This is a genomic window from Nocardia sp. NPDC047648 (genome assembly GCF_040642815.1).
Taxonomy (GTDB): domain Bacteria; phylum Actinomycetota; class Actinomycetes; order Mycobacteriales; family Mycobacteriaceae; genus Nocardia; species Nocardia gamkensis.
In genome coordinates this window covers 245483-267456 of sequence record NZ_JBEYSX010000006.1, presented here as the reverse complement: position 1 = coordinate 267456, position 21974 = coordinate 245483, and the positions used below count along the sequence as shown (strand labels likewise).

General features: G+C 67.9%; 21 protein-coding genes, 1 tRNA gene and 1 pseudogene. 10 read left to right on the top strand and 13 right to left on the bottom strand.

The window, feature by feature from the left end; translation table 11 throughout:
* Position 1 precedes the first annotated feature (1 nt).
* Complete coding sequence (locus ABZ803_RS15820; protein WP_357037848.1) at positions 2 to 517, top strand: gamma carbonic anhydrase family protein; 516 nt, start codon at positions 2 to 4, stop codon at positions 515 to 517.
* A 166-nt stretch (positions 518 to 683) separates the two neighbouring features.
* Entirely contained in the window at positions 684 to 869 is a 186-nt protein-coding gene (locus tag ABZ803_RS15815) for a hypothetical protein (RefSeq protein ID WP_040865840.1), read from the top strand.
* Positions 870 to 893: 24 nt separating this feature from the next.
* Here ABZ803_RS15815 and ABZ803_RS15810 read toward each other — a convergent pair whose 3' ends face one another.
* Both ABZ803_RS15810 and ABZ803_RS15805 read right to left on the bottom strand, forming a co-directional pair.
* The gene (locus ABZ803_RS15810; RefSeq protein WP_357037845.1) at positions 894 to 1940 is read right to left on the bottom strand and encodes a GAF domain-containing protein; all 1047 of its coding nucleotides are present in this window, start codon (positions 1938 to 1940) and stop codon (positions 894 to 896) included.
* A gap of 56 nt (positions 1941 to 1996) precedes the next feature.
* Positions 1997 to 2809, bottom strand: a complete 813-nt coding sequence (locus tag ABZ803_RS15805; protein ID WP_357037842.1) for an SDR family NAD(P)-dependent oxidoreductase — start codon at positions 2807 to 2809, stop codon at positions 1997 to 1999.
* A 224-nt stretch (positions 2810 to 3033) separates the two neighbouring features.
* Here ABZ803_RS15805 and ABZ803_RS15800 point away from each other — a divergent pair, with 224 nt between their 5' ends.
* The gene (locus tag ABZ803_RS15800; protein ID WP_062969627.1) at positions 3034 to 3657 is read left to right on the top strand and encodes a TetR/AcrR family transcriptional regulator; all 624 of its coding nucleotides are present in this window, start codon (positions 3034 to 3036) and stop codon (positions 3655 to 3657) included.
* A 1146-nt stretch (positions 3658 to 4803) separates the two neighbouring features.
* Here ABZ803_RS15800 and ABZ803_RS15795 read toward each other — a convergent pair.
* A pseudogene (locus ABZ803_RS15795) lies at positions 4804 to 5442 on the bottom strand (N-6 DNA methylase); the annotation flags it as partial.
* 174 nt (positions 5443 to 5616) lie between these two features.
* On the opposite strand from ABZ803_RS15795, the gene ABZ803_RS15790 reads away from it, so the two are divergent.
* Complete coding sequence (locus ABZ803_RS15790) at positions 5617 to 6303, top strand: nitroreductase (RefSeq protein ID WP_357037838.1); 687 nt, start codon at positions 5617 to 5619, stop codon at positions 6301 to 6303.
* Between the two features lie 81 nt (positions 6304 to 6384).
* On the opposite strand, the gene ABZ803_RS15785 is transcribed toward ABZ803_RS15790, so the two are convergent.
* From ABZ803_RS15785 to aceE, 7 genes are all read right to left on the bottom strand, one after another.
* Entirely contained in the window at positions 6385 to 6870 is a 486-nt protein-coding gene (locus ABZ803_RS15785) for a helix-turn-helix domain-containing protein (RefSeq protein WP_357037835.1), read from the bottom strand.
* 188 nt (positions 6871 to 7058) lie between these two features.
* Positions 7059 to 8492 carry a carboxyl transferase domain-containing protein gene (locus ABZ803_RS15780; RefSeq protein WP_357037832.1) on the bottom strand — a complete coding sequence of 478 codons (1434 nt, stop codon included), beginning with the start codon at positions 8490 to 8492 and terminating at the stop codon, positions 7059 to 7061.
* A 122-nt stretch (positions 8493 to 8614) separates the two neighbouring features.
* Entirely contained in the window at positions 8615 to 9865 is a 1251-nt protein-coding gene (locus ABZ803_RS15775; RefSeq protein ID WP_062969630.1) for a KasA/KasB family beta-ketoacyl-ACP synthase, read from the bottom strand.
* Between the two features lie 10 nt (positions 9866 to 9875).
* On the bottom strand, positions 9876 to 10175 hold the full coding sequence (acpM, locus tag ABZ803_RS15770) for a meromycolate extension acyl carrier protein AcpM (RefSeq protein WP_040865735.1): 300 nt from the start codon (positions 10173 to 10175) through the stop codon (positions 9876 to 9878).
* A 120-nt stretch (positions 10176 to 10295) separates the two neighbouring features.
* Positions 10296 to 11210 carry an ACP S-malonyltransferase gene (locus tag ABZ803_RS15765; RefSeq protein ID WP_357037828.1) on the bottom strand — a complete coding sequence of 305 codons (915 nt, stop codon included), beginning with the start codon at positions 11208 to 11210 and terminating at the stop codon, positions 10296 to 10298.
* 128 nt (positions 11211 to 11338) lie between these two features.
* On the bottom strand, positions 11339 to 12673 hold the full coding sequence (locus tag ABZ803_RS15760; protein WP_357037824.1) for a helix-turn-helix domain-containing protein: 1335 nt from the start codon (positions 12671 to 12673) through the stop codon (positions 11339 to 11341).
* Between the two features lie 11 nt (positions 12674 to 12684).
* Positions 12685 to 15477 (bottom strand): pyruvate dehydrogenase (acetyl-transferring), homodimeric type, encoded by a 2793-nt coding sequence (aceE, locus tag ABZ803_RS15755; RefSeq protein ID WP_168434116.1) that lies wholly within the window; start codon positions 15475 to 15477, stop codon positions 12685 to 12687.
* A 336-nt stretch (positions 15478 to 15813) separates the two neighbouring features.
* Between aceE and ABZ803_RS15750 the strand changes: the two genes are divergently transcribed.
* From ABZ803_RS15750 to ABZ803_RS15730, 5 genes are all read left to right on the top strand, one after another.
* Positions 15814 to 16371 (top strand): hypothetical protein, encoded by a 558-nt coding sequence (locus ABZ803_RS15750; protein WP_357037821.1) that lies wholly within the window; start codon positions 15814 to 15816, stop codon positions 16369 to 16371.
* A gap of 126 nt (positions 16372 to 16497) precedes the next feature.
* Complete coding sequence (locus tag ABZ803_RS15745; RefSeq protein ID WP_357038134.1) at positions 16498 to 16920, top strand: DUF3052 domain-containing protein; 423 nt, start codon at positions 16498 to 16500, stop codon at positions 16918 to 16920.
* 77 nt (positions 16921 to 16997) lie between these two features.
* Positions 16998 to 17462, top strand: coding sequence for a peroxiredoxin (locus ABZ803_RS15740; protein WP_040865836.1), 465 nt, complete (start codon positions 16998 to 17000; stop codon positions 17460 to 17462).
* A gap of 17 nt (positions 17463 to 17479) precedes the next feature.
* A tRNA-Val gene (locus ABZ803_RS15735) sits at positions 17480 to 17551 on the top strand.
* A gap of 123 nt (positions 17552 to 17674) precedes the next feature.
* Positions 17675 to 18595 (top strand): DUF6615 family protein, encoded by a 921-nt coding sequence (locus ABZ803_RS15730; protein WP_357037818.1) that lies wholly within the window; start codon positions 17675 to 17677, stop codon positions 18593 to 18595.
* A 629-nt stretch (positions 18596 to 19224) separates the two neighbouring features.
* Here ABZ803_RS15730 and ABZ803_RS15725 read toward each other — a convergent pair.
* The gene (locus ABZ803_RS15725; protein ID WP_357037815.1) at positions 19225 to 19524 is read right to left on the bottom strand and encodes a hypothetical protein; all 300 of its coding nucleotides are present in this window, start codon (positions 19522 to 19524) and stop codon (positions 19225 to 19227) included.
* Positions 19525 to 19641: 117 nt separating this feature from the next.
* On the opposite strand from ABZ803_RS15725, the gene ABZ803_RS15720 reads away from it, so the two are divergent.
* Positions 19642 to 20838, top strand: coding sequence for a tetratricopeptide repeat protein (locus ABZ803_RS15720; RefSeq protein ID WP_357038130.1), 1197 nt, complete (start codon positions 19642 to 19644; stop codon positions 20836 to 20838).
* Between the two features lie 132 nt (positions 20839 to 20970).
* On the opposite strand, the gene ABZ803_RS15715 is transcribed toward ABZ803_RS15720, so the two are convergent.
* Both ABZ803_RS15715 and ABZ803_RS15710 read right to left on the bottom strand, forming a co-directional pair.
* Positions 20971 to 21429, bottom strand: coding sequence for a hypothetical protein (locus tag ABZ803_RS15715; protein ID WP_357037812.1), 459 nt, complete (start codon positions 21427 to 21429; stop codon positions 20971 to 20973).
* A 24-nt stretch (positions 21430 to 21453) separates the two neighbouring features.
* Complete coding sequence (locus tag ABZ803_RS15710; protein ID WP_357037809.1) at positions 21454 to 21915, bottom strand: hypothetical protein; 462 nt, start codon at positions 21913 to 21915, stop codon at positions 21454 to 21456.
* Between the last annotated feature and the right edge of the window lie 59 nt (positions 21916 to 21974).

Below are 21974 nucleotides of genomic sequence, written 5' to 3'. Positions count from 1 at the left end.
CATGCGGATTCAGCTGGGCGAGCATGCGCCGGAGATCGAGGAGAGCGCGTGGATCGCGCCGAACGCCACCGTGATCGGCCGCGTGCGGCTCGGCGCCGAGGTGAGCGTCTGGTACAGCGCGGTGCTGCGCGGCGACCTGGAGACGATCGAGGTCGGCGCGCGCAGCAATATCCAGGACGGCTGCGTGCTGCACGCCGACCCCGGCTTCCCGCTCACCGTCGGCGCGGGGGTCTCGGTGGGCCACAACGCGATCCTGCACGGCTGCACCATCGGCGACGACGTGCTGGTGGGCATGGGCGCCACCATCCTCAACGGCGCCGTCGTCGGGTCCGGCAGCCTGATCGCGGCCAACGCGCTGATCCCGGAAGGGGCGCGGATTCCGCCCGGTTCCCTCGTGGCGGGAGTCCCCGGCAAGGTGCGCCGGGAGCTCGGCCCCGAGGAGCAAGATCGCATTCGCCTGAATGCGACTGTCTACCTAGCAAATACAGCTCAACATCGCACGGGAAATCAGGTGTGAAACAGGACACATTGATCAAGTGTCCTGTCAAGATCGCTGATAGCATTCAGCCAGCGTGCCCGGCGACCCGGGCTCTCCTGTCGACACGGTTGTCGTGCGACTTGTAGCGCAGTGGTTAACCCACCCGGGTCGGTGGGTGGGCGAGCGTGAGGCAGGAGGTATCACGGTGTCGTACGTGCAGTCGGGTGTGCACGGGCCCAAGGGCCGGATCAGCGTCGCCGACATCGCGGCCCAACCCGGCGGAGTCGAGGCACTCCAGCGCCGGGTTCATGAATTGCGTTCCCGCGGTGTGGATTTCGCCGCGAACGCGATCGAGAAGGAGATGGCCGAGCTGGACCTGCCGTGCCGATGACTCCGTTACCACGGTCACCGCGGTTCACGATTCCGCGGTGACCGTGGCCAGTCCGGCCGTGGTGTGCTGATCCAGCGCCATCAACGCGGCCCGTATCCGTACCGGTTGCCAACCACCGTCGAGCCTGCGCAGACGCACCGTTCCCTCGGTGCGATGCCGCGCCAGCTCCCCTGACATGGTCTTCGCGGTGGCCAGATCGTCCGGATGGATCTGCGGTCTCGGCTGCCCCGGCCGGTCCTCCCAGGCGATATCCGGCATGGGCGCGCCGATCCACCGGATCAGCCGCAACGAGCGCAGATTGACGATCGCGCGGTACTCGCCGGGTTCGGTGGCTGCTTCCAGCAGCGTGTACTCCAGGATCGCCGGCGGCGGCGCCGCGGAGACCGCGGTGGCCGCGCCGATGTCCTGGGTCACGCCGCACATCAGCACGTGACAGTCGCCGCGGTCATCGGGCTCGGCGACGATCCGGCAGGCGAAATGGGCGGCGCGCAGCGCGTCGTCGTCCCGCCGGACGGTCCATACCGCCTGGTGCTCGGTGCCCGGCGCGGAGTTGACGATCTTGGCCAGCGCTTCGCTCTCGTCCCGGTTGGTCACCAACCGGGTGAACGCGCCCGCGATGGCCACCTCGGCGGCACGGTTCTCCGGCGCGACGCCGTACAGATCCAGCAGGTCGGTACTGCGCACCGAGCGGTTGGTCGTGAGATCGAAGTGCCACGCCCCCATCGGGTCGGCCGCCGTGACCGGCTCCCGCCGCGGGCCGACCCACAGCCGGACGGCATGCGCCCGCCGCGGCGCGATGAGCAGCGGCTCGGCCAGCACCGTGCGCCGCCCGTCGGCGGAGACTTCCGCCACCGGCGCACCGGTCGCGCATGCCCGCCCGAGTGCCGCCTCCGCGTCGGCCAGCGACAGCGGATTGCGCACGATGTTGGTCAGCGGTACGAACGACTTCGGCGCGGACCCCACCGCGATCACCCGTCCCGGAGAACCCGAGAAACATTCGACGAGAACCCATTTCGTCACCACTCGAATCCCCGCGCCCAACCGCCGCGTGACCCGTCCGGCTTCCCCCATAGAGTGAAATATGTTCGGCTGGTTGTCATTTCGTCATTCCCCATCCCTGACCGCGATCAGGAACGGAATACCATGTCCAGCACCTTCTCGTGGTACGACCCGGCGATTCTTGTGACCAGATCCACAGCGATGGCGTCCAGTCCGACCAGAACCTTGGCCTCGCCCCGCGCGGCGCCACGCAGGATCGTCCGCGCCGCGGCGGCGGGACTGGTCCGCGCCACGTGCCCTTCGAATCGGCGCACCACCTCCTCCGCGTCGATCCCCGGCGCGACGCTCGCCGACCGGGCGATCCCGGTGAGCACGCCACCGGGGTACACCCCGGTGACCCGCACCGAGCCGCCCGCCGCCCGCATGTCCTGGCGCAGCGAGTCGGTGAAACCGCGCACGGCGAACTTCGCCGCGTTGTACGGCGCGTGCCGTGCCACGGCCACCAACCCGAAGGCCGAGGACATGTTGACGATATGCGCGCGATCGGCGGCCAGCAGATGCGGCAGGAAGGCCTTCGTCCCGTTGACCACACCCCAGAAGTCGACGGCCATCACTTGTTCGAAGTCGCTGAACGGCGACTCGAGCACGCTGCCGACGTGCAGGATGCCCGCGTTGTTGAACAGCGCCTCCACCCGGCCGAAGCGCGCGACGGTCCGCTCCGCGTACGCGAGCACGGCCGCGCGGTCGGTGACGTCCACCGTGCTCACCTCCGGCTCCCGTCCGGTGGCCGCGCACAACGCCCCCGTCTCGGCAACGGCCTCCCCCGACTTGTCCGACAGTGCCAGCCATGCCCCCGCACCGGCCAATGCCACGGCCAATTCCCGGCCGATACCGGAACCCGCGCCGGTGATCGCCACGACTCGATCCGCGAAATACCCCATGGCTCAACCCCTTTCCACACCGGCCGAGTGCCATGGCCGACGCCGAGCACAGGCTGGCCAGTCGAACATGGACGCGCGACCCACTCGGCGGGACCACCCCGTCCGGCGATGCCCGCTCACGCTCGGCCCACTCGATGAAATAATGGACGTTCCCGTCCGCACCGTCGCGACGCCGCGCCCACCGGCCACGGCCCGGCCGCCGCGCCGAACCCACTGGAGATCCGATGCCAACCATCTCGCCCATGCTGCAACGCATCCTCGAGAAACCCGTCGCCGACGGCGAGAAGCTCCTGGAAAGCGCGCTCTCGGCGTTCCTGGATTTCGGCATCAAGCGGACCAGCATGGGCGAGATCGCCCGCCGCGCGGGTATCAGCCCGGCCACGCTGTACCGGCGCTACGAGTCCAAGAACGATCTGGTCGAGGCGGTCAGCGTGCGGGAGGCGCAGCGCTTCGTCGCCTCGATCGAGAAGCAGGTGCGCACGGTCTCGGGCAACGACGATCAGCTGGTGGAGATCTTCGTGGCGTTCATCGGAGCCATCGCGGGCAACGAACTGCTGCGCAGGCTGCTGCGGACCGAGCCCGACCTGATCCTGCCCCGGCTGACCACCGAGGCGGGACCGATCCTCGCCGTCGGCCGCGACTACCTGGCCGAGAAGCTGCGCGAGCTACGGGATGCCGGTGGCACGCACGACTTCGACGCCGATCTGGTCGCCGAGATCATGGCCCGGCTGGCGCTGTCGCTCGCTCTCACCCCCGACGGCCTGATCCCGGTCAGCGATCGCGGCGCGGCGCGCGAATTCGCCCGCCGCACCCTGCTGCCGATGGTCGGCGTCCGGGTCAGCGCGTAGTCCGACGCCGAACGCGGCGGCCACCCGCTCGTCCAGCTCCGCCCGCGCCGCGAGATCCGGCACCCGGCCCTCCACGAACTCACGGACCAGATCGATCACACCCGCCGACCGGGTGGCCGACGGATCGGGCACCGGCAGCCGCGACACGTACTGGGTGATCCACCGCCGCCTGCCCGAGTACAGGCGATTGCCGCACACCACGTCGTAGAACCGCAACCCGAGGGCCGAATTGGCCACCCCCATCAGCAGATACGCCAAGCGTGTCGCCTCGGCGGGCAGATCGGCCAGATCGGGCAGCGAGATCCAGTAACAGTCGCCGTTGACCACCGCGCCCGAGCCGTCCAGCGCGAAACGCGGCCGGTCGCTGATGTCGGGGAAGACCAGCTTCGGCTCGCGCCACAGGTGCGGCCGCTGCGGGACCCAGATCTCGTACCAGGCGCGACCGCTCTCGGTGACGTAGCGGCGACCGGCCAGCGTCTCCCGATGGGACCGCAGATACGCGGCCGCGGCGGGATATTCGTCGAGATCTATCGGCGTGCGGCGCGCACTGGCCAGATCGTAGGGATACAGCACGCGAACCTCGCGGACGCGGGTGGTCCGCCACGGCGCGAGATCGTGGTGGGTGATCAGGTCGAGCAGCAGTTCGGACTCCGGACACGGCTCGGCCTTATCCCAGCGGTCGGAGATGAACACGCGGTCGGCGGTCGTCTTGATGCCCACTCGGATGCGCGCCACATCGCCGAAACTGCGCCAAGTCGTCTCCGCTATCCGCGCCAGCCAGGAATCGATCGCGTCGTGCGACATCCGCCACGCGACCTCCGGTTCCCGCGCCGCACCCCGGCGAGTCCTTCGTTCCGCCGTCCGCTCTGGTCCCCCCTCCCCCGTCGCCGCGCCGGTCGAACCGCCGTCGCGTCCGCGATCGGCTCCGGCGGAGTCCGGGGACGTCGACTCCCGGGGTTCGGTCGCCAGCTCACCGACCTCGATGACGAAGGTCCGGCCGTTGTACTCGACGATCGAGCCGCCCGGGTCGACCAGCGCCTCGAAAAGCGTCTTCTCGCCGGGTGTTTCGTCGGTGGCCTCGTAGGCGGAGACGTAGCGGCAGCCGTCATCGTGCCCGGCGCGGCGCGCGATGGCGATCGCGGGGAGCACGGCGGCGGTGAACAGTTTGGTGTCCCCCAGGTCGTACAGCTCGACCGGAACCAGGTCGGTCACCAGCAGCCGCCGGATGTTCGCTCCCGCCTTGGTGGTCAGGAACCGGTTGGCGCACAACAGGCCGAGCACGCCTCCCGCGGCCAGCAGCCGCGGCAGCGTCGCGACGAACGGATGGGTGAGGTCGATCCGGCCGCGCAGGCCGAACCGCTTGCTCAGCAGCTGCGCCGTCGATCCGCCCAGCTGCTGGGTGCGCACATACGGCGGGTTGGTGATCACCGCGTCGAACGAGCCGTCCGCGAGCTGGGCCTCCACCGCGAGGAAGTCGGCCCTGCGCCATTGCGCGGCGATCCCGGCCGCCCGTGCGCGCTCGCGGGCGACCGCGAGTGCTCGGGCATCCAGGTCGTAGCCGACCAGCACCAGGCGGAGGCCGGGAAACCGGGCTGCGACCTCGTGGTGCACGGCGAACAGCAATTCGCCGTCGCCGCAGGCCGGATCGAGCACACGCAGGACGCCGGCGTTTGAGAGTTCGACATGGCGGAGCAGCCGTTGCGCCAGGAACCGGGCCAGCACAGGGGGCGTGTAATGCCTGCCGTGCCGTTTGCGGTCCCGCGCGGCGGGAGCTTCGGACGCCATATCGGGATTCTGCCTCGTCGCGCGGTGCCGATCGCCGTAACTCGGACAACAGGATCGCGGGACCGCGCGCGTCGCGGCCGACTCGCCCGCCCAGGCCGACCGCCGGGCTTTCGCGGCGGGGTGTTCGATGCTAGCGTCTGGTCTCGAAATAAGACTGACAAAGGAGGCGGGGGAATGGCAGTGGCGACAGACGACTTCACGGCGCTGAGTCGGGTGCTCGACGAACGGTGGACCTGCAGGCAATTCCATCCGCAGCCGGTCGAGCGCGACACCATCCATGCCCTGTTGCGGCTGGCCCAGCGGACGCCGTCGTGGTGCAACACCCAACCCTGGCAGGTCGTGGTGACGGAGGGGGCCGGCACGGATCGTTTCCGAAAGGAACTCGTCGAGCACATCGCGACCGCCACGCCCGCACCGGATTTCGAGTTCCCCGCGCAATACACCGGGGCGTACCGGGACCGCAGGCGAGAATGCGGAAAGCAACTCTACGAAAGCGTCGGCATCGCCAAAGGCGATCACGAGAAGACCATGCGCCAGGCCGTGCGCAATTTCGAACTCTTCGACGCGCCGCATGTGGCGATCGTGACCAGCGAAGCCGATCTGGGCATCTACGGAGCGGTGGACTGCGGTCTCTACATCGGCAGTTTCCTCTTGGGCGCCCAGAGCCTCGGCCTCGGCGCGGCGCCGCAGGCCGCGCTGGCCACCTACTCCCCCTTCATCCGGGAGTACTTCGGTATCCCGCAGCAGCGCAAGGTCGTCGCCGGAATCTCGTTCGGATACCCCGACCTCGACCATCCCGTCAACGGCTTCCGCACCACCCGGGCCGAGCCCGACGAAGTCGCCACCTGGTTCGCCGACTGATGCCGCCGTGCGCGGCCTCGCCCGGCGAGGTCGCGCCGATGGAGTATTCCGCTGCGCCCGCCGTCGATCACCGCGCTTCCGCTAGCGCGCGCGACCCGCGGCGGCCTGGCTACCGGTGACGCCCAGCAAACCGGGTCCCGGTTCCGGGGTGACCTCCCGCGCGGTGAGTTCGGTTCCACACGAATCGCATTCGAGCTTGACGTGCGCCTCGCCCGCGCAATCGCGATGGGCGTAGCGCACCGGAGGCCCTTCGGGCGCCATGTAGGTATCGCCCCAATCGCGGATGGCCAGCAGGATCGGGTAGATGTCGTGGCCTTTGGGGGTGAGGCGGTACTCCTCGTGCGCGCCCACGGCGGCCTTCTGTTTGACGAGGATGCCGTTGTCGATCAACCGGTCCAGCCGATCCTGCAGCCTGCTGCGTGAGATTCCCAGTGCGCTCTGGAAAGCGTTGAACCGCCGGATGCCGGAGAAGCAGGACTTGAGGATCAGCAGAGTCCAGCGATCACCGAAGATCACGAGCGGGCGCGTGATCGAGCACGGCACGTCGGCCAGTTCTTCGTAGCGCACCTCCCGATGCTACCGACCACCGAGCCACCCTCGCCCCGTGAAACTTCACGACCTCCGCCTGCCCTGGCACGTGCGCCTTCCAAGCCACCGAATCGGCGCACGCCACCGCCGGTTCGCCGACCCCTCGCGGGCCGCCTGAAACGCGAAGCGGGCCCCGGAGAGTACCGGGGCCCGCTTCGGTGGATGGATCAGAGCGGGATGTTCTTGTGGTGGCTGGCGCGGGCCGGGGCCGCCGCGAGAGCCGCGGCGATGACGCTGCGGGTCTTCGCCGGGTCGATGACCTGGTCGACCACACCGATCGCGATGGCGCGCTCCACGCCGCCCGCGATGCGCTCGTGTTCGGCGGTGAGCCGCTCGTGCAGCGCTTCGCGCTCCTCCTCCGGCGCGGCCGCCAGGGCCTTCTTGTGCAGGATGCCTACCGCGGCCTTGGCACCCATGACGGCCACCTCGGAACCGGGCCACGCGTAGACCGCCGTCGCGCCGAGCGAACGGGCGTTCATCGCGATGTAGGCGCCGCCGTAGATCTTGCGGGTGACCAGGGTGACCCGCGGTACGCGCGCCTCGGCGAACGCGTGCAGCAGCTTCGCACCGCGCCGCACGACGCCTTCCCATTCCTGGCCGACACCGGGCAGGTAACCCGGAACGTCGGTGACCACGATCAGCGGGATGCCGAACGCGTCGCACAGCCGCACGAAACGCGCAGCCTTCTCCGCGCTTTCGGAGTTCAGGCAGCCGCCGAGGCGGATCGGGTTGTTCGCCAGCACGCCGACGGTGCGTCCGCCGAGACGGCCGATACCGGTGACGATGCTGCGGGCGTACAGCCCCTGCAACTCCTCGAACGACGACTCGCCGTCGACGTTGTCGAGCAGCTCGTGGATGATCGGCTTCACGTCGTAGGCGCGCTTGGCCGATTCCGGCAGCATCGCCTTCAGGTCCACGTCGCCGTGCTCGGCCGCGACCAGGTCGAACTCGCCCTGCTCGGCGAACATCGACACCAGGCGGCGCGCGCGATGCAGCGCGTCGGACTCGTCGTCGGCCACGATGTGGGTGACGCCGGACTTCTTGCCGTGCGTCTCCGGGCCGCCCAGGGTGGCCATGTCCACCTGCTCGCCGGTCACGCTGCGCACCACGTCCGGGCCGGTCACGAAGACGCGGCCTTCCGGAGCCATGATCACGATGTCGGTCAGCGCGGGACCATAAGCGGCGCCACCGGCGGCGAAGCCGAGCACCACGGAGATCTGCGGAACCAGGCCGGACGCGCGGACCATGGCCTCGAAGACCAGGCCGACCGCGTGCAGCGCCTCGACGCCCTCGGCCAGGCGAGCGCCGCCGGAGTGCCACAGGCCGACCACGGGGGCACCGGAGTCGATGGCGGTGTCGATGGCGTCGACGATGTGCTTGCAACCCTCCACGCCCATCGCGCCGCCCATGACGGTCGCGTCGGAGCAGTAGGCCACGGTGCGGACGCCGTCCACCTCGCCGATGGCGGCGAGCACGCCGGACTTGTCGCGCGGGTGGAGCGGAAGAATGGTGCCGGGATCGAAGAAGCGCTGGAGTCGACCGAGCGGATCACGCGGGTCGGTCGCAGTCTCTTGATGCAACGCGGGAGCGATGATTGTCATCGCGTGGTCTCCTCACCTCGATGAGCGTGCCGCTGCTGCGGCTGCGTATGTCGAACCACGGCGGGGCCGGGCCAGTTCAGCTGGCCGACCCCGCCGGGATCGTTGTGCAGTCGATCGCGCGGCTATGCCCGACCGAAGGCGAGCGCCACATTGTGCCCACCGAATCCGAAGGAGTTGTTGATCGCGTACTCGATCTCCTGACGACGGGCTTCGCCCCTCACCACATCGAGGTCGATCTCCGGATCCTGGTTCTCCAGGTTCAGCGTCGGCGGAACGATGCCGTCGCGGATGCTCATCACGGTCAGCACCGACTCGAGGGCGCCGACGGCGCCGATCGAGTGGCCGAGCGCCGACTTGGGCGCGTACACCGAGGCGTGGCTGCCCACGGCCTTGTTGATCGCGTTCGCCTCGGCGGTGTCGCCGATCGGCGTCGCGGTCGCGTGCGCGTTGATGTGCGTGATGTCCTTCTTGGTCAAACCCGCGGACTGCATCGCCCTGGTCATCGCCCGCGCGGCGCCGTCACCCGTGGGATCGGGGGCGACGAGGTGGAAGCCGTCGGAGGTGATGCCCGCGCCGAGCAGGCGCGCGTGGATGGTCGCGCCACGGGCCTTCGCGTGCTCTTCGGTCTCGATGACCATCAGCGCGCCCGCTTCGCCGAAGACGAAGCCGTCGCGATCCTTGTCGAAGGGACGCGACGCGCCCTTCGGATCGTCGTTGCGGGTACTCATGGCGCGCATCATGGTGAACGCCGCGATCGGCACCGCGTCGATGAAGCCTTCGACGCCACCGGTGACGACGATGTCCGCGTCACCCATGACGATCATGCGCCAGGCGTTGGCGATGGCCTCGGAGCCGGACGAGCATGCCGAGACCGGAGTGACCACTCCTGCCCTGGCCTTCAATTCGAGACCGACAACGGCCGAAGGGCCGTTCGGCATGACCATCTGCACAGCCAACGGCGAGATCTTGCGATAGCCGCCGTTCTTCAGCTTGTCCACCGAATCGATGAGGGCGTCGCCGCCTCCCAATCCGGTGCCGATGGCCACACCCAGCCGCTCCGGGTCGACTTCCGGGCTGCCCGCGTTCCGCCAGACCTCGCGACCGAGCACGGTCGCGAGCTGCTCGACATAGGCCATGCGCCGGCATTCGACACGAGACAGCAGGGTGTCGGGCCGGACCTTCAGGTGGCCGCCGATGCGGACCGGAAGATCGTATTCCTCGACGAAGGAATCCTCGAGAACGTCGATGCCGCTCTCGCCGTTGAGGAGTCCCTTCCACGTCGCATCGACGTCACCCGCGATCGACGTGGTCGCCGCAAGGCTGGTTACGACGACGTTGGGGAAATTCCCGTTCAAGGTGGAAGGAGTGGTCACTGTTTCGGCCCTACTCGGCGTCGAACTTGGCCTTGAGCTCGGCCGCCGCGTCAGCGTTCTCGGCCTCGAGCTTCTGGATGTAGGCGACGGCGTCGCCGACCGTCTTCAGGCTGGCAAGATCCTCGTCGGGGATCTTGACGCCGTACTTGTCCTCGGTCTGCACCGCGATCTCGACCATGGACAGCGAGTCGATGTCCAGGTCGTCGACGAAGGACTTCTCGACCGTCACCTCGGAGGGCTCGATGCCGGTCACCTCTTCGATGATCTTGCCGAGTTCCTCGACGATTTGTTCCTGGGTCAGAGCGGCCACTTCGTGGCTCCCTTCTTGATACTTTGTAGGGCTCTACTGGTTTTTTTCGGATCGAGCGCGGAAATGGTTACCGCCTCTCGGTCACGACCTCGCATCTGAATGCATGGTCGCGGAGGAAAGCTAGCCGGATACGGTCAGCTCAGCCAACGCGGGGAGGTCTTGCGGGGTCTTCAGGGCCAGCGTGGGCGTGCCCTTCAGCTCCCGTTTCGCGATGCCGACGAGGGTGCCCGCCGGCGGCAGCTCCGCCACTGCCGAGACGCCGGCTTGCCGGACGGTCTCGGTGCACAGGTCCCAGCGAACTGGCCGAGTGACCTGCGCGGCGAGCTTATCTATCGCGTCACGTCCGGAGGCGACAGGCTTGCCGTCGAAATTCGAGAGCAAGGTCCTGGTCGGCTCGTTCGGCGTGATCTTCGTTATGGCATCGGTCACAGCATCCTGCGCCGAGGCCATGAACGCCGTGTGGAACGCGCCCGCGACGGGCAGCGCGCGAACCCTGGCCTTCTCCGGGGGGTTCGCGGCGAGTTCGGCGAGAGCGTCCAACCGACCCGCGGCCACGATCTGACCCACCGCGTTGCGGTTGGCCGGGACGAGGTCGAGTTCGGTGAGCCGTTCCAGCACGGCGGCTTCGTCGCCGCCGAGCACCGCGGACATCCCGGTCGGCTCCAGTGCGCACGCCTTGGCCATCTCCGCTCCGCGGAGGGCGGCCAGCCGGACCGCGTCGTCGGCGGAGATGACTCCGGCGACCGCGGCGGCGGCGAGTTCACCGACCGAGTGCCCGGCCACGATGGTAGCGGCGGGAAGCTCGTCGGGCGAGATCTCCGCGAACGCGAGCAGCGCCGCGGCGACCACCAGGGGCTGGGTAACGGCCGTGTCGGTGATCTCTTCGGCCGTCGCGGTGGTACCGAGACGGACCAGGTCCAGGCCGGAGGCCTTGGACCACAGCGTCAGGCGCTCAGCCGCGCCGGGAAGGTCGAGCCAAGGCGCGAGCATGCCGGGTGTCTGAGAGCCCTGTCCAGGGGCGAACAACGCGATCACGCCTCTAAGAAAACACTGTGAGGCGGGCCGCACGAGATGTCGACGCGAATGAAGGTTCGGAAGCGCTTTTGTGGGGGTTCCACAAAAGACCAAGTGGGCTGTCCGAATCGACCGATTCCACGGATGCGTTACAAGCCCTCGGGGCCGAACGCGACTGGAGTTACCTCTGGGGCAGGAGACGACGATTCGTTACGGGTTCGTGTCAAACGACCCACTGTGGCGGCGATCCGGAGCACATACGCGTCTCTCGGATTCAGCGGATCACGGCCCGTGATCTCGCCGATGCGCTTGAGGCGATACCGGACCGTATTTGGATGGACGTACAGCTGACGCGCACACGTCTCGACCGCACCGCCGCAATCCAGATAGGCGTCGAGAGTGTCCGCCAGCGACGACCCCGCCGCGGCCAACGGTAGGACAAGGTACTCGTTCAGCGCGTCGATCGCAGCTCGATCACCCAACAAAGCGCGTTCCGGCAGCAATTCCGCCGCGTGCACCGGCCGGGGAGCCCCGCGCCAGCCCACCACGGCCTCCATCCCGGCCAGCGCTTCCACCGCGCTGGCGTGCGCCGCGCCGAGGGTGCGGGTGGTCGGCCCGATCACCACCGGGCCGTCGGAGAACACCTCGGCGAGCAGATCGGCCAGGAACGGGGAGACATGCGAGGTCTCCCCCAGGTGCCCGGAGACGACCATCACCAGCCGCGCGCCCTGCACCACCGCGAGCGCGGCACGGCCGTGCCGCGCCGCGATGGAATGCACCGCCCCCACCGACGACACGCCCTGCTCGCCGGGCGGGGTGCCCACCAGCACCGTCGCCGGTGCGGTGGCGTCCCAGTTCAGCGTCGCGGCCCGGGAGAGCATGTCCGGACCGGTGTCCCCGCGCACCACGGCGTCGACGACGAGCGCCTCCAGCCGGGTGTCCCACGCGCCGCGCGACTCGGCGGCGCTGGCGTACACCGAGGCGGCGGCGAACCCGAGTTCGCGCCCGTACCGCAGCACCGCCTCGGTCAAGGCGACCAGCTGCCGGTCGTTGCGCGCGAGCGCGGGCAGCCACTGTTCGAAGAACTCCATGGCGACGCGCACCATGTCCACGGTCTGGCGCAGCGTCAACCGCCGCGCGAGATCCTGCGGAATGACCTGGAAGGCGTCCAGGCTGAACCGGATGTCGCTGTCCGGGTCCTGGAGCCATTCCAGGAAGTTCACCACCGCGGTCTGCACCAGCATCTGCACGCCGGCCCGCTGCGCGGCGTCCAGATCGGCGAAGAACGGCAACCGATCCTGCATCGACCCCACCGCCTCGGTGGAGAGGCGGCCGGAGAACTGCTTCACGCGTTTGAGCAGCGTGTCCGGAAGGGGGTCGCGGGTCTGCCGGTTCGGGGAGAGCGCGCCCGTCGGCAGATACACCTCGTGCTCGGAAGAGCCTTCGGAGATCCGTCGCGGCCGCGGCGGTTTACGGTCCACCATCCAATATTCCGCTACGCGAGGTCTTCGTCCGAACTCACCGCTGCCTTCGGCGCGGCGTCCACGTCGGCGATCCCGTACTTCGCCGCCGCTTCCACGGCCTTGGCCGGGTCGAGCTTGCCGGTGCGGCCGAGCCCGGCCAGCGCCGCGACCACGATGGACTGCGCGTCGACGTTGAACACCCGTCGCGCGGCCGGGCGGGTGTCGGAGAAGCCGAACCCGTCCGTGCCGAGCGTGGTGAAGTCGCCGGGCACCCACTTGCGAACCTGGTCGGGCACCGCGCGCATCCAGTCGGTGGCCGCGACGTACGGGCCCTCGGCGCGCGAGAGCGCCTCGGTGACGTACGGGAGGCCGGGATCGCTGCCCGGATCGCGCAGTGCGGCGATCTCCTTGTCGAGCGCATCCTTGCGGAGTTCGCCCCACGAGGTCACCGACCATACGTCCGCCTGTACGCCCCACTCCTGCGCGAGCAGCGCCTGCGCGCGCAAGCCGTCCGGCACGGTGACGCCGGAGACCAGGATCTGGGCGCGCACCTGGCCCTCGCCTCCGCGCTTGTACAGGTAGACGCCCTTGAGCAGACCTTCGACGTCGAGCCCTTCCGGCTCGGCAGGCTGCGGGTACGGCTCGTTGTAGAGGGTGATGTAGTAGAAGATGTCCTCACCGCCGAACTCGCCCGCGCTGCCGTGCGGATGGGTGCCGGGCAGCGGCGCGGCGCCCTTCGGCGCGGCGCCACCGCCGTACATCCGGCGCAGGCCGTCGCGCACGATGTGGGCGATCTCGAACGCGAACGCCGGGTCGTAGGTCACCACGGCCGGGTTGGTCGAGGCGAGCAGCAGCGAGTGCCCGTCGTTGTGCTGGAGGCCCTCACCGGTCAGCGTGGTGCGCCCGGCGGTCGCCCCGAGCACGAAGCCGCGGGCGAGCTGGTCGGCCGCAGCCCACAGGCCGTCGCCGGTGCGCTGGAAGCCGAACATCGAGTAGAAGATGTACAGCGGGATCATCGGCTCGCCGTGCGTGGCGTACGAGGTGCCCGCCGCGGTGAACGAGGCCGTCGACCCCGCCTCGTTGATGCCCTCGTGCAGGATCTGCCCGACGGTGCTCTCTTTGTAGGCAAGCATCAATTCCGCGTCGACCGATGTGTACAACTGGCCGTTGCGGTTGTAGATCTTCAACGAAGGGAACCACGAGTCCATCCCGAAGGTCCTGGCCTCGTCGGGGATGATCGGCACGATCCGCTTGCCGATCTCCTTGTCCCGCAGCAGCTCCTTCATCAGCCGCACCAGGGCCATCGTGGTGGCGACATTCTGCTTGCCCGAACCCTTGCGCACCGAGCGGTAGGCCTCGTCACCGGGCAGCTTCAGCGGCTTGGCCGCGGCGCGCCGCTCGGGCAGGAACCCGCCGAGCGCCTTGCGCCGGTCGAGCATGTACTGGACCTCGCGGGCCTCCATACCGGGGTGGTAGTACGGGGGCAGATACGGATCCTTCTCCAGCTCGGCATCGCTGATCGGGATCCGCTGCAGGTCGCGGAAGTCCTTGAGGTCCTGCAGGGTCAGCTTCTTCATCTGGTGCGTGGCGTTGCGGCCCTCGAAGTGCTTGCCGAGGGTGTAGCCCTTGATGGTCTTGGCCAGGATCACCGTCGGCTGGCCCTTGTGCGCCATCGCGGCCGCGTAGGCCGCGTACACCTTGCGGTAGTCGTGGCCACCGCGCTTGAGGTTCCAGATCTCCTGGTCGGACAGGTCCTGCACCAGCGCCTTGGTGCGCGGGTCGCGGCCGAAGAAGTGGTCGCGCACGTACGCGCCGTCGTTGGCCTTGTACGTCTGGTAGTCGCCGTCGGGGGTGCTGTTCATCAGGTTCACCAGCGCCCCGTCGCGGTCGGCGCCGAGCAGCGCGTCCCACTCGCGGCCCCAGATCACCTTGATGACGTTCCAGCCCGCGCCGCGGAAGAACGACTCCAGCTCCTGGATGATCTTGCCGTTGCCGCGCACCGGCCCGTCCAGGCGCTGCAGGTTGCAGTTGACGACGAAGGTCAGGTTGTCCAGACCCTCCATGGCCGCGACGTGCGCGAGACCGCGCGACTCCGGCTCGTCCATCTCACCGTCGCCGAGGAACGCCCATACGTGCTGGTCGGAGGTGTCCTTGATCCCGCGATCGTTCAGGTAGTGATTGAAGCGCGCCTGGTAGATGGCGTTCATCGGGCCCAGGCCCATGGACACCGTCGGGAACTCCCAGAAGTTGTTCAGCAGCCGCGGGTGCGGATAGGACGGCAGCCCGTGGCCGGGACCGCCGTGGCTGTACTCCTGCCGGAACCCGTCGAGCTGATCGGCCGACAGCCTGCCCTCCAGGAACGCGCGGGCGTAGATGCCCGGCGAGGCGTGACCCTGGATGAAGATCGAGTCACCACCGCTGGGATGGTCCTTACCGCGGAAGAAGTGGTTGAAGCCGACCTCGTAGAGCGCCGCCGAGGACGCGTAGGTCGAGATGTGGCCGCCGACGCCGATGCCGGGGCGCTGGGCGCGATGCACCATGATCGCGGCGTTCCAGCGGATCCAGGCGCGGAAGCGCCGCTCCACCTCCTCGTCGCCGGGGAACCACGGCTCGTTCTCGGTGGGAATGGTGTTGACGTAATCGGTGGAGGTCAACGACGGGATGGCGACACGGCGTTCACCGGCCCGCTCCAGCAAGCGGAGCATGAGGTAACGCGCCCGGCCGGGGCCCTCCCGGTCGAGCATCTCATCGAACGACTCGAGCCATTCGCTGGTTTCCTCCGGGTCGATGTCCGGTAGGTAGGACGCCACCCCTTCGCGGATCACCCGCACCCGTCCGCCCGGCTGCGGCGCGTGCGACCCGCTGGGATCGCTGCTCGCGGCGGGCGCGGGGGCGGAGCTGTTTCCGGCGGATTTCGCCGGTGCGGAAGAGTGGATCAGGTCGGTCAAATCTGCTCCTCGTACAGGGGTGGACATGCTGATGGCGTCGGTATCCCCGGGCGGGTTCGCTGGTTGGCGGACCGCCCGTTTACGAAAGGTTCGGGCGCACCATCCATCCTTGCCGATGGCGCGTCCCAAATCATCATGTCAGCCGGAAATCCAGTACCGTTCGACAGGCAAGGTGAGCATGAGAGCGTGGCAGCCCTGAGGAGCGGGAGGACGATGAAGCTGCTGAACCCACGCGGGTTCGGAATGGTGTGCGCCAGCGGCGCGGTCGCTATCGGGGTGGTCGTCGCGGGATGCGCCAACCGGGTGGACGGCGTGGCCGGTCCGAACGCGAGCGATCTGGCGGCGTACAAGACCGAGGCGGCGTCCTCGTCGGCGGCGGCGACATCCTCCCGGCGCGCGGCGGCCCAGGGCAAGGCCATCGCCGACAACTGCGGGCAGTTCCCCACCACCACCGGAGCGGGCGTAAGCAAGTACAACGACTTCGTCGACGCGCACGATTCGAACGCGCCCGACTACGACGCCAAGCGCGACTCGGCGGTGCAGACCCTGGAGGACGCCGCCAACAAGGTGGAAAGCGGCGTGAACTCCGCCAGGGACGCGCTGCCCGTGGACTTGGCCGGTCTGTTCACCGAGTACGTGAACGCGGCACGCGCGCTGGCCGCCGAGACGCGCAAGATGACCTACACCGCCCCCGTCGCGGCGCTCAACGACGCCAGCAAGCGGGTCAACGACGCGCGCAACGCCGTCCGCGACTCGTGTCCGAAGCGCTGAGAAAGCCCTTGACACACCATCGCAACGCGACATTCGGTAGCTATTTCGCCGGATCGGCTTGCGCTGAAGCCCATAACCATGTTCGCTTGCAACTATCCATTGTCGGGAGTTGAGGAGGACACCACCGTGGTCGCCGCGGCGGACGCGCAGAACTACGCTCAGAAGCTTGGCATTACACACGGCTTGGTTGTCCAGGAATTGGGCTGGGACGAGGACGTCGACGACGACCTGAGAGCCGACGTAGAGGAAGCGATCGGCGGCGAGCTCGTCGACGAGGACTCCGACGAGGTGATCGACGTCGTGCTGCTGTGGTGGCGCGACGGGGACGGGGATCTGGTCGATGCCTTGATGGACGCCATCGCCCCCCTCGCCGACGAGGGTTTCGTGTGGGTGCTCACCCCCAAGACCGGACAGCCGGGCCACGTCGAGCCGAGCGAAATCGCCGAATCCGCACCGACCGCGGGTCTGACCCAGACCTCGGCGATCAGCCTCGGCTCATGGACGGGTAGCAGGCTGGTACAGCCCAAGGCGCCCTCGAAGCAGCGCTGAGCCACCGCGCTATGGTTTCCACCAGGGCGGTGTCGCACGCCCGCCCGGTGGAGACCCGACACGATGGAGGATTCGCTATGCCGCTCGAGGTTGGCACTGTCGCGCCGGACTTCACGCTGAAGGACCAGAACAACCAGGAAGTCAGCCTCTCGGACTTCCGCGGGAAGAAGAACGTCCTGATCGTCTTCTACCCGCTCGCCTTCACCGGGATCTGCCAGGGCGAGTTGTGCAAGGTCCGCGACGAGCTGCCCAAGTTCCAGAACGACAACGCGGAGATCGTGGCGATCTCGGTCGGCCCGCCGCCCACGCACAAGATCTGGGCCGCCGAACAGGGCTACACCTTCCCGCTGCTGTCGGATTTCTGGCCGCACGGCGCGGTGGCCCAGGCCTACGGCGTTTTCAACGAGAAGTCCGGCTACCCCAACCGCGGCACGTTCGTCGTCGACCGCGAGGGCTTCATCCGCTTCGCCGAGATGAACGGCCCCGGGGAGCCCCGTGACCAGGCGGCTTGGGAGAAAGCGCTCGCCGCGCTAGATTCATAAGCCGCCGGTAACGGTCCGGGCGTATAGCTCAGCGGTAGAGCACTGGTTTTACACACCAGCGGTCGGGGGTTCGATCCCCTCTGCGCCCACCGAAGAAGTTGCAGGTAGATGGCAGACGACCCGCCATAGATACTTGCCCCACGTTAGTAGCGTGGGGCAAACATGGGGCAGACGTCTGCGAGATGGACTATCGACCGCCCGAGGGGGGCCAAGTGAATCTTGTGGATCTGCGTTCCACGATGAACTGGCTTGCGGTGCGGACCTGGAAGGACTACGCAGACAGTTCCCTGTACAGGCTCTCCCTGGACGAGGAAACAACCACAGACCGCAACCTGCTCGAGCTGCGACGCTCGTTCCCGGACCTGCATGTTCACAAGTTCACCCGACAGCGAGAACACACAGTTGGGGCTGACTGGGAGTGGTGGGTTGGGTCCGACAGCGAAGGCTGGCTGTGCTTGCGGATCCAGGCGAAACGGGTCTTCGCTACTACTTATAAGCAACTCGACCACCCCGGCACCAAGAGGGGCAGGCACCAGGGCAGGCACCAATATGACACCCTCATAAGCAGCTGCAAGCTGGCGGGCTATCTCTTCCCGTTTCACGTCTTCTACAACGGCTGGGAAGCCAGTCGGTTCGCCCGTCAAGGCGGCACGAGGCTCGACATCGTGGCGCTGGAAATGAACGATTTCTGGCCGCGCTACGGGCCGCACTATGGGCCGAGGGCGTGGGGCTGCGCTGCCCTATCGACCTACCGTGTGGCTAGCCTCCACTCCGTTGGCGGCCCTACTCGGTCGAGCGTTCCGCGATATCTGGAGCATTCAGTGCCGTGGTCGGAGTTGTTCACGATCGCGCCCGCTCGAGAGTCGAAAGACCGCAAAACGGAGCTCGACCTTCTCCAGCAGAATCTCGCCACGGCCACCACTCCCCCAGCAACGCTCATGTCGGGCACTGCCACCGAGCTTGCCGCTAACCCTGATCGGCGCCGAGAGCGGTTACCGTCCTACGTACAGGCCGTCATCGCAGGCGATGCCGATCAGACCGACATCGGTCAGTTCGTCGACTTCGGATTCGTACCTGCCAAGCGGGTCGTGGTCGCACCTCTCGACCACAACCCCGCACGCAATCAGGATTGAGTGGCGCGTCGTGTTCGCGCCCAGCGATCGAAGCCCATTCACCCGAGTAGTTCCCACCACCTTTGAGCGCATCTAGTGCCTTAGGCAATCCGGATCCAACGTGGTACAGACCGGTCCCAACACGATGTATGTCTGAAGGAACACGAACCTAGCTTCCTGGAATTGCCGAGTGCACGGGAGGGTTGGGGTGGTGGTTGAGAGCGCCAATAAGTAGCACACGCGTGTGCTACTTATTGGCTACTTTTGTGCTGGGGTTCTCGCGCCTCCGACCACCACTACCGGAACCAAGATCGACTGCCGAAACGGCCGGATCCACGGCAAGGCAAAGTCCTTCTTCGGCCGGATAGCGTGGCCCCGGCTCGGTGGTTGTTCAGGGCGCTCCTGTATCGCGTCGGCTTCGCCGGTGGCCTGACGGCCACCCTAGAGCAACCACCGCTCCGGGCTGGTTGTGCCTGCGGAGGAAGGTCCAGGGAAAGGTCAGGAAGACAACACAACGTCGCTGACCGGCGGGCCATCTACGTCGACCACCGCAGGCAGTTAGTCGTCGTAGTCGGATGGCCAGAAGATCATGGCGACCACCACCGCCAAGGGGACGGCGATCACAAACACCAGGCCGATCTGAGCCCAGCTCATCGGCGCACCCCGCCGACGACCGCCCACCGGCCGAAGGATGCCCGGGGCGTGGCGCATTCGACATCGACTACGGCCATGAGCCGATCCAAGGTCACCGCGTCGACGTGCGCCGAAGACGGCAGCAACACCACGTCGGTACCGCAGGCCGTGACCTGTTCGACCAGTCCCAGTAGCGAACCGGTGTCGGCCCAGTGCAGTGTGTAGCCCAATCGCCGCGCCAGGCGCCGCACCTGGGCCGCGTCCCATTCCGGTGTCGGCGAACACGGGTCTATCCAGCCGATCGCGTCCAACGCCATGCCTCCCCTGCTACTCCGGTGGATGGTGTGCACCCGCCGCCGAGGACCGAAGTCGACCCGGCGGCGGGGCATGAAAATGGACGGTAGGCGGGCATTTTGGGGCCTGGAACGCTTACGGTGGTTGCAGGGTGTCTGCAAGTTGTTCGCAATGCGCAATCGGTCGCGGCGGTAGGGAACGGTGTGCGGAATGAACGTTGCGCCCATGCTCGGCCCCGCGCTGCGCGCTGCTCGGGAGGCGTCGGGTTGCGGGAGTTTGCCCGGCGAACGCACTGGAGCGCTGCCTACTTGAGCCAAGTCGAGCGAGGGCTACGGCCGGTCAGCGACGCGATACGGCAGGCGTACGCGGCGGCGCTGGGCACCGACCCCGAGGCATTGATGCCGCTGCCAGGTGATCCGTTGCGCATCGCGCATGAGTGGCTGGTGAGCGACCCGCCCCCGGTTGAGCACATGGCGTCTGGGAGGCGGGTCGGGTCGGGCCTGGCGGACGAGATGGAGCGGCGCGTGGTGGAGCTGCGCCGACTGGATGACGTGGTGGGCGGGACGACATTGCACCCGGTCGTGCGGTGCGATCTGGACGCCGCGCGGGTCGTGGTGCGCGAAGGCTCACACGCACCCAACACGCGGCGCCGGTTGTTGCGGGTGGTCGGCGAGCTGTCACAGCTGGGCGGGTGGGTCTACGCCGACGCCGGGCATTACCGGCAGGCGCAACGCGTTTACCTAGACGGTGTGACGGCAGCGACCGAGGCCGGAGACAGACCACTTGCAGGGCAACTGCTTTCGACGCTGAGCTACCAACTCGCCAACGTCGGCGCCCCGAACGACGCCGCCCTTCTCGCCCGTACGGCGCTGCGCGGTGCCACCGATGCGCCCCCCATCGTGCGGGCGCTACTCGGTGAGCGCGTCGCGTGGGCGTCAGCGAAGGCCGGGGACGCCGACAACGCGCGTCGCGCGCTCGATGCGGTGGACGACGACTACGACCGTCGGCGACCGGGGGACCGTGAGCCGGACTGGACATATTGGCTCGACCGCGACGAAATCGACGTGATGCGCGCCCGCTGTGCCGTGCAACTCGGCGACATCGCCGAGGCCGAGACGCTGTTGTCGCCCGTGATCGAGCGGTACCCCGCCGACAGACAGCGAGAGGCGGCGCTCTACCGGTCGTGGCTGGCCGAGGCGTACGCCCGCAACGGGCAAGACGATGCCGCGCGCCGGACGTTGGACCGCGTGCGGGCCGATGCGGCCGCGCTGGGCTCGGTGCGGCTGAAACAGCGGGTAGCTGAGGTTGAAGCCACCCTCACCCAGCGCCGCGTCTGAAGGGCAGCGGCTGAAGTGCCGAATAAACGGCAGGTCAGGCGTTGACCCGCCACCGGGCCCGGCCGACTCCACGGCTGAGCACGCTGCACCGACGGCAGCTGGGTTGGCTTGGTCGAGTTCCTGTCCGCGCGGTCACGCCGACCGCCACGGCAGGAGCCGACGAACCGCCTTTCGTCCCGAGGTGATGTGCGGGGGTCGCGACATCAGGGAATCCTTGCCCCGAATACACCACCCGAACGCCACCCACCGGTCGTCGTCATCGGTGATCACATACTCTTCGGCGCCCCCGAGAATGATCGCCTCGACCGCCGCGGCCGCCTGGGACGGCTTGTCCTCGAATTGGATTTCGTAGTCGGCGATGGCGCGGACGCACCAGCCCGTTTCGATGCGCACCGCGGCGTCGCCCATATCCACTAGTTTGATGTGTGGATTGACCCCGCGCGCTTCGGCTTCCGTGGACGAGGATCCGCTGGAGAGCACCAGGGTGCCGGGATTCGAAAACGTCTGGACGGCGTAACGCTCGGCGATGGCAAACACCTCCGAGCAGAACATCTCCCATTCCGTCCCGCTCACCCCGGCCTCCCAGCCCACTCGCAATCTTGCCTCGCTTCGACACTACTTACCGCACGGATTCACCACCGTGTCCGAGTACTTCCACGCCGAGGATTGCGAGGGTACTCCCCCGTACACGCCGCCCCCGCGAGCAGCCGTCCGGTACTCCCCGTCCGCGCAGGTGGTAGCGCCTTGGGCAACGAGTTTAGTGCCCGCTTTGGGTTTGATGGCCTCGTTGTGGCCGCCGTCGACCCGCTTCCAGCTCCCACCCTCCTTGCGCTGGAGTTCGACATCGATGTACAGCGAGTCGATTTCCGCCGTGCACTTGATACTGCCCTTCCCGACGATATCGGTCGGCGTGCCCTTGGAATTGTGCGGATTCATGGCCTTCACGGCGTCCACGTGGCAGTTCGCGTCGCCCGGCCCGGGCGCCGCGTCGGCGGCGGGCAATACCACACACGTGGTCATCAAGACAGCCAGCACGCCACCCGCGACCGCCCCGAGGTTCCTCGCGTACTTCGTCATTCGCTTACCCCCAGTGATGGAATCTTCGGTTCTTCATCTGGTTGGACGTCGAAGCACCC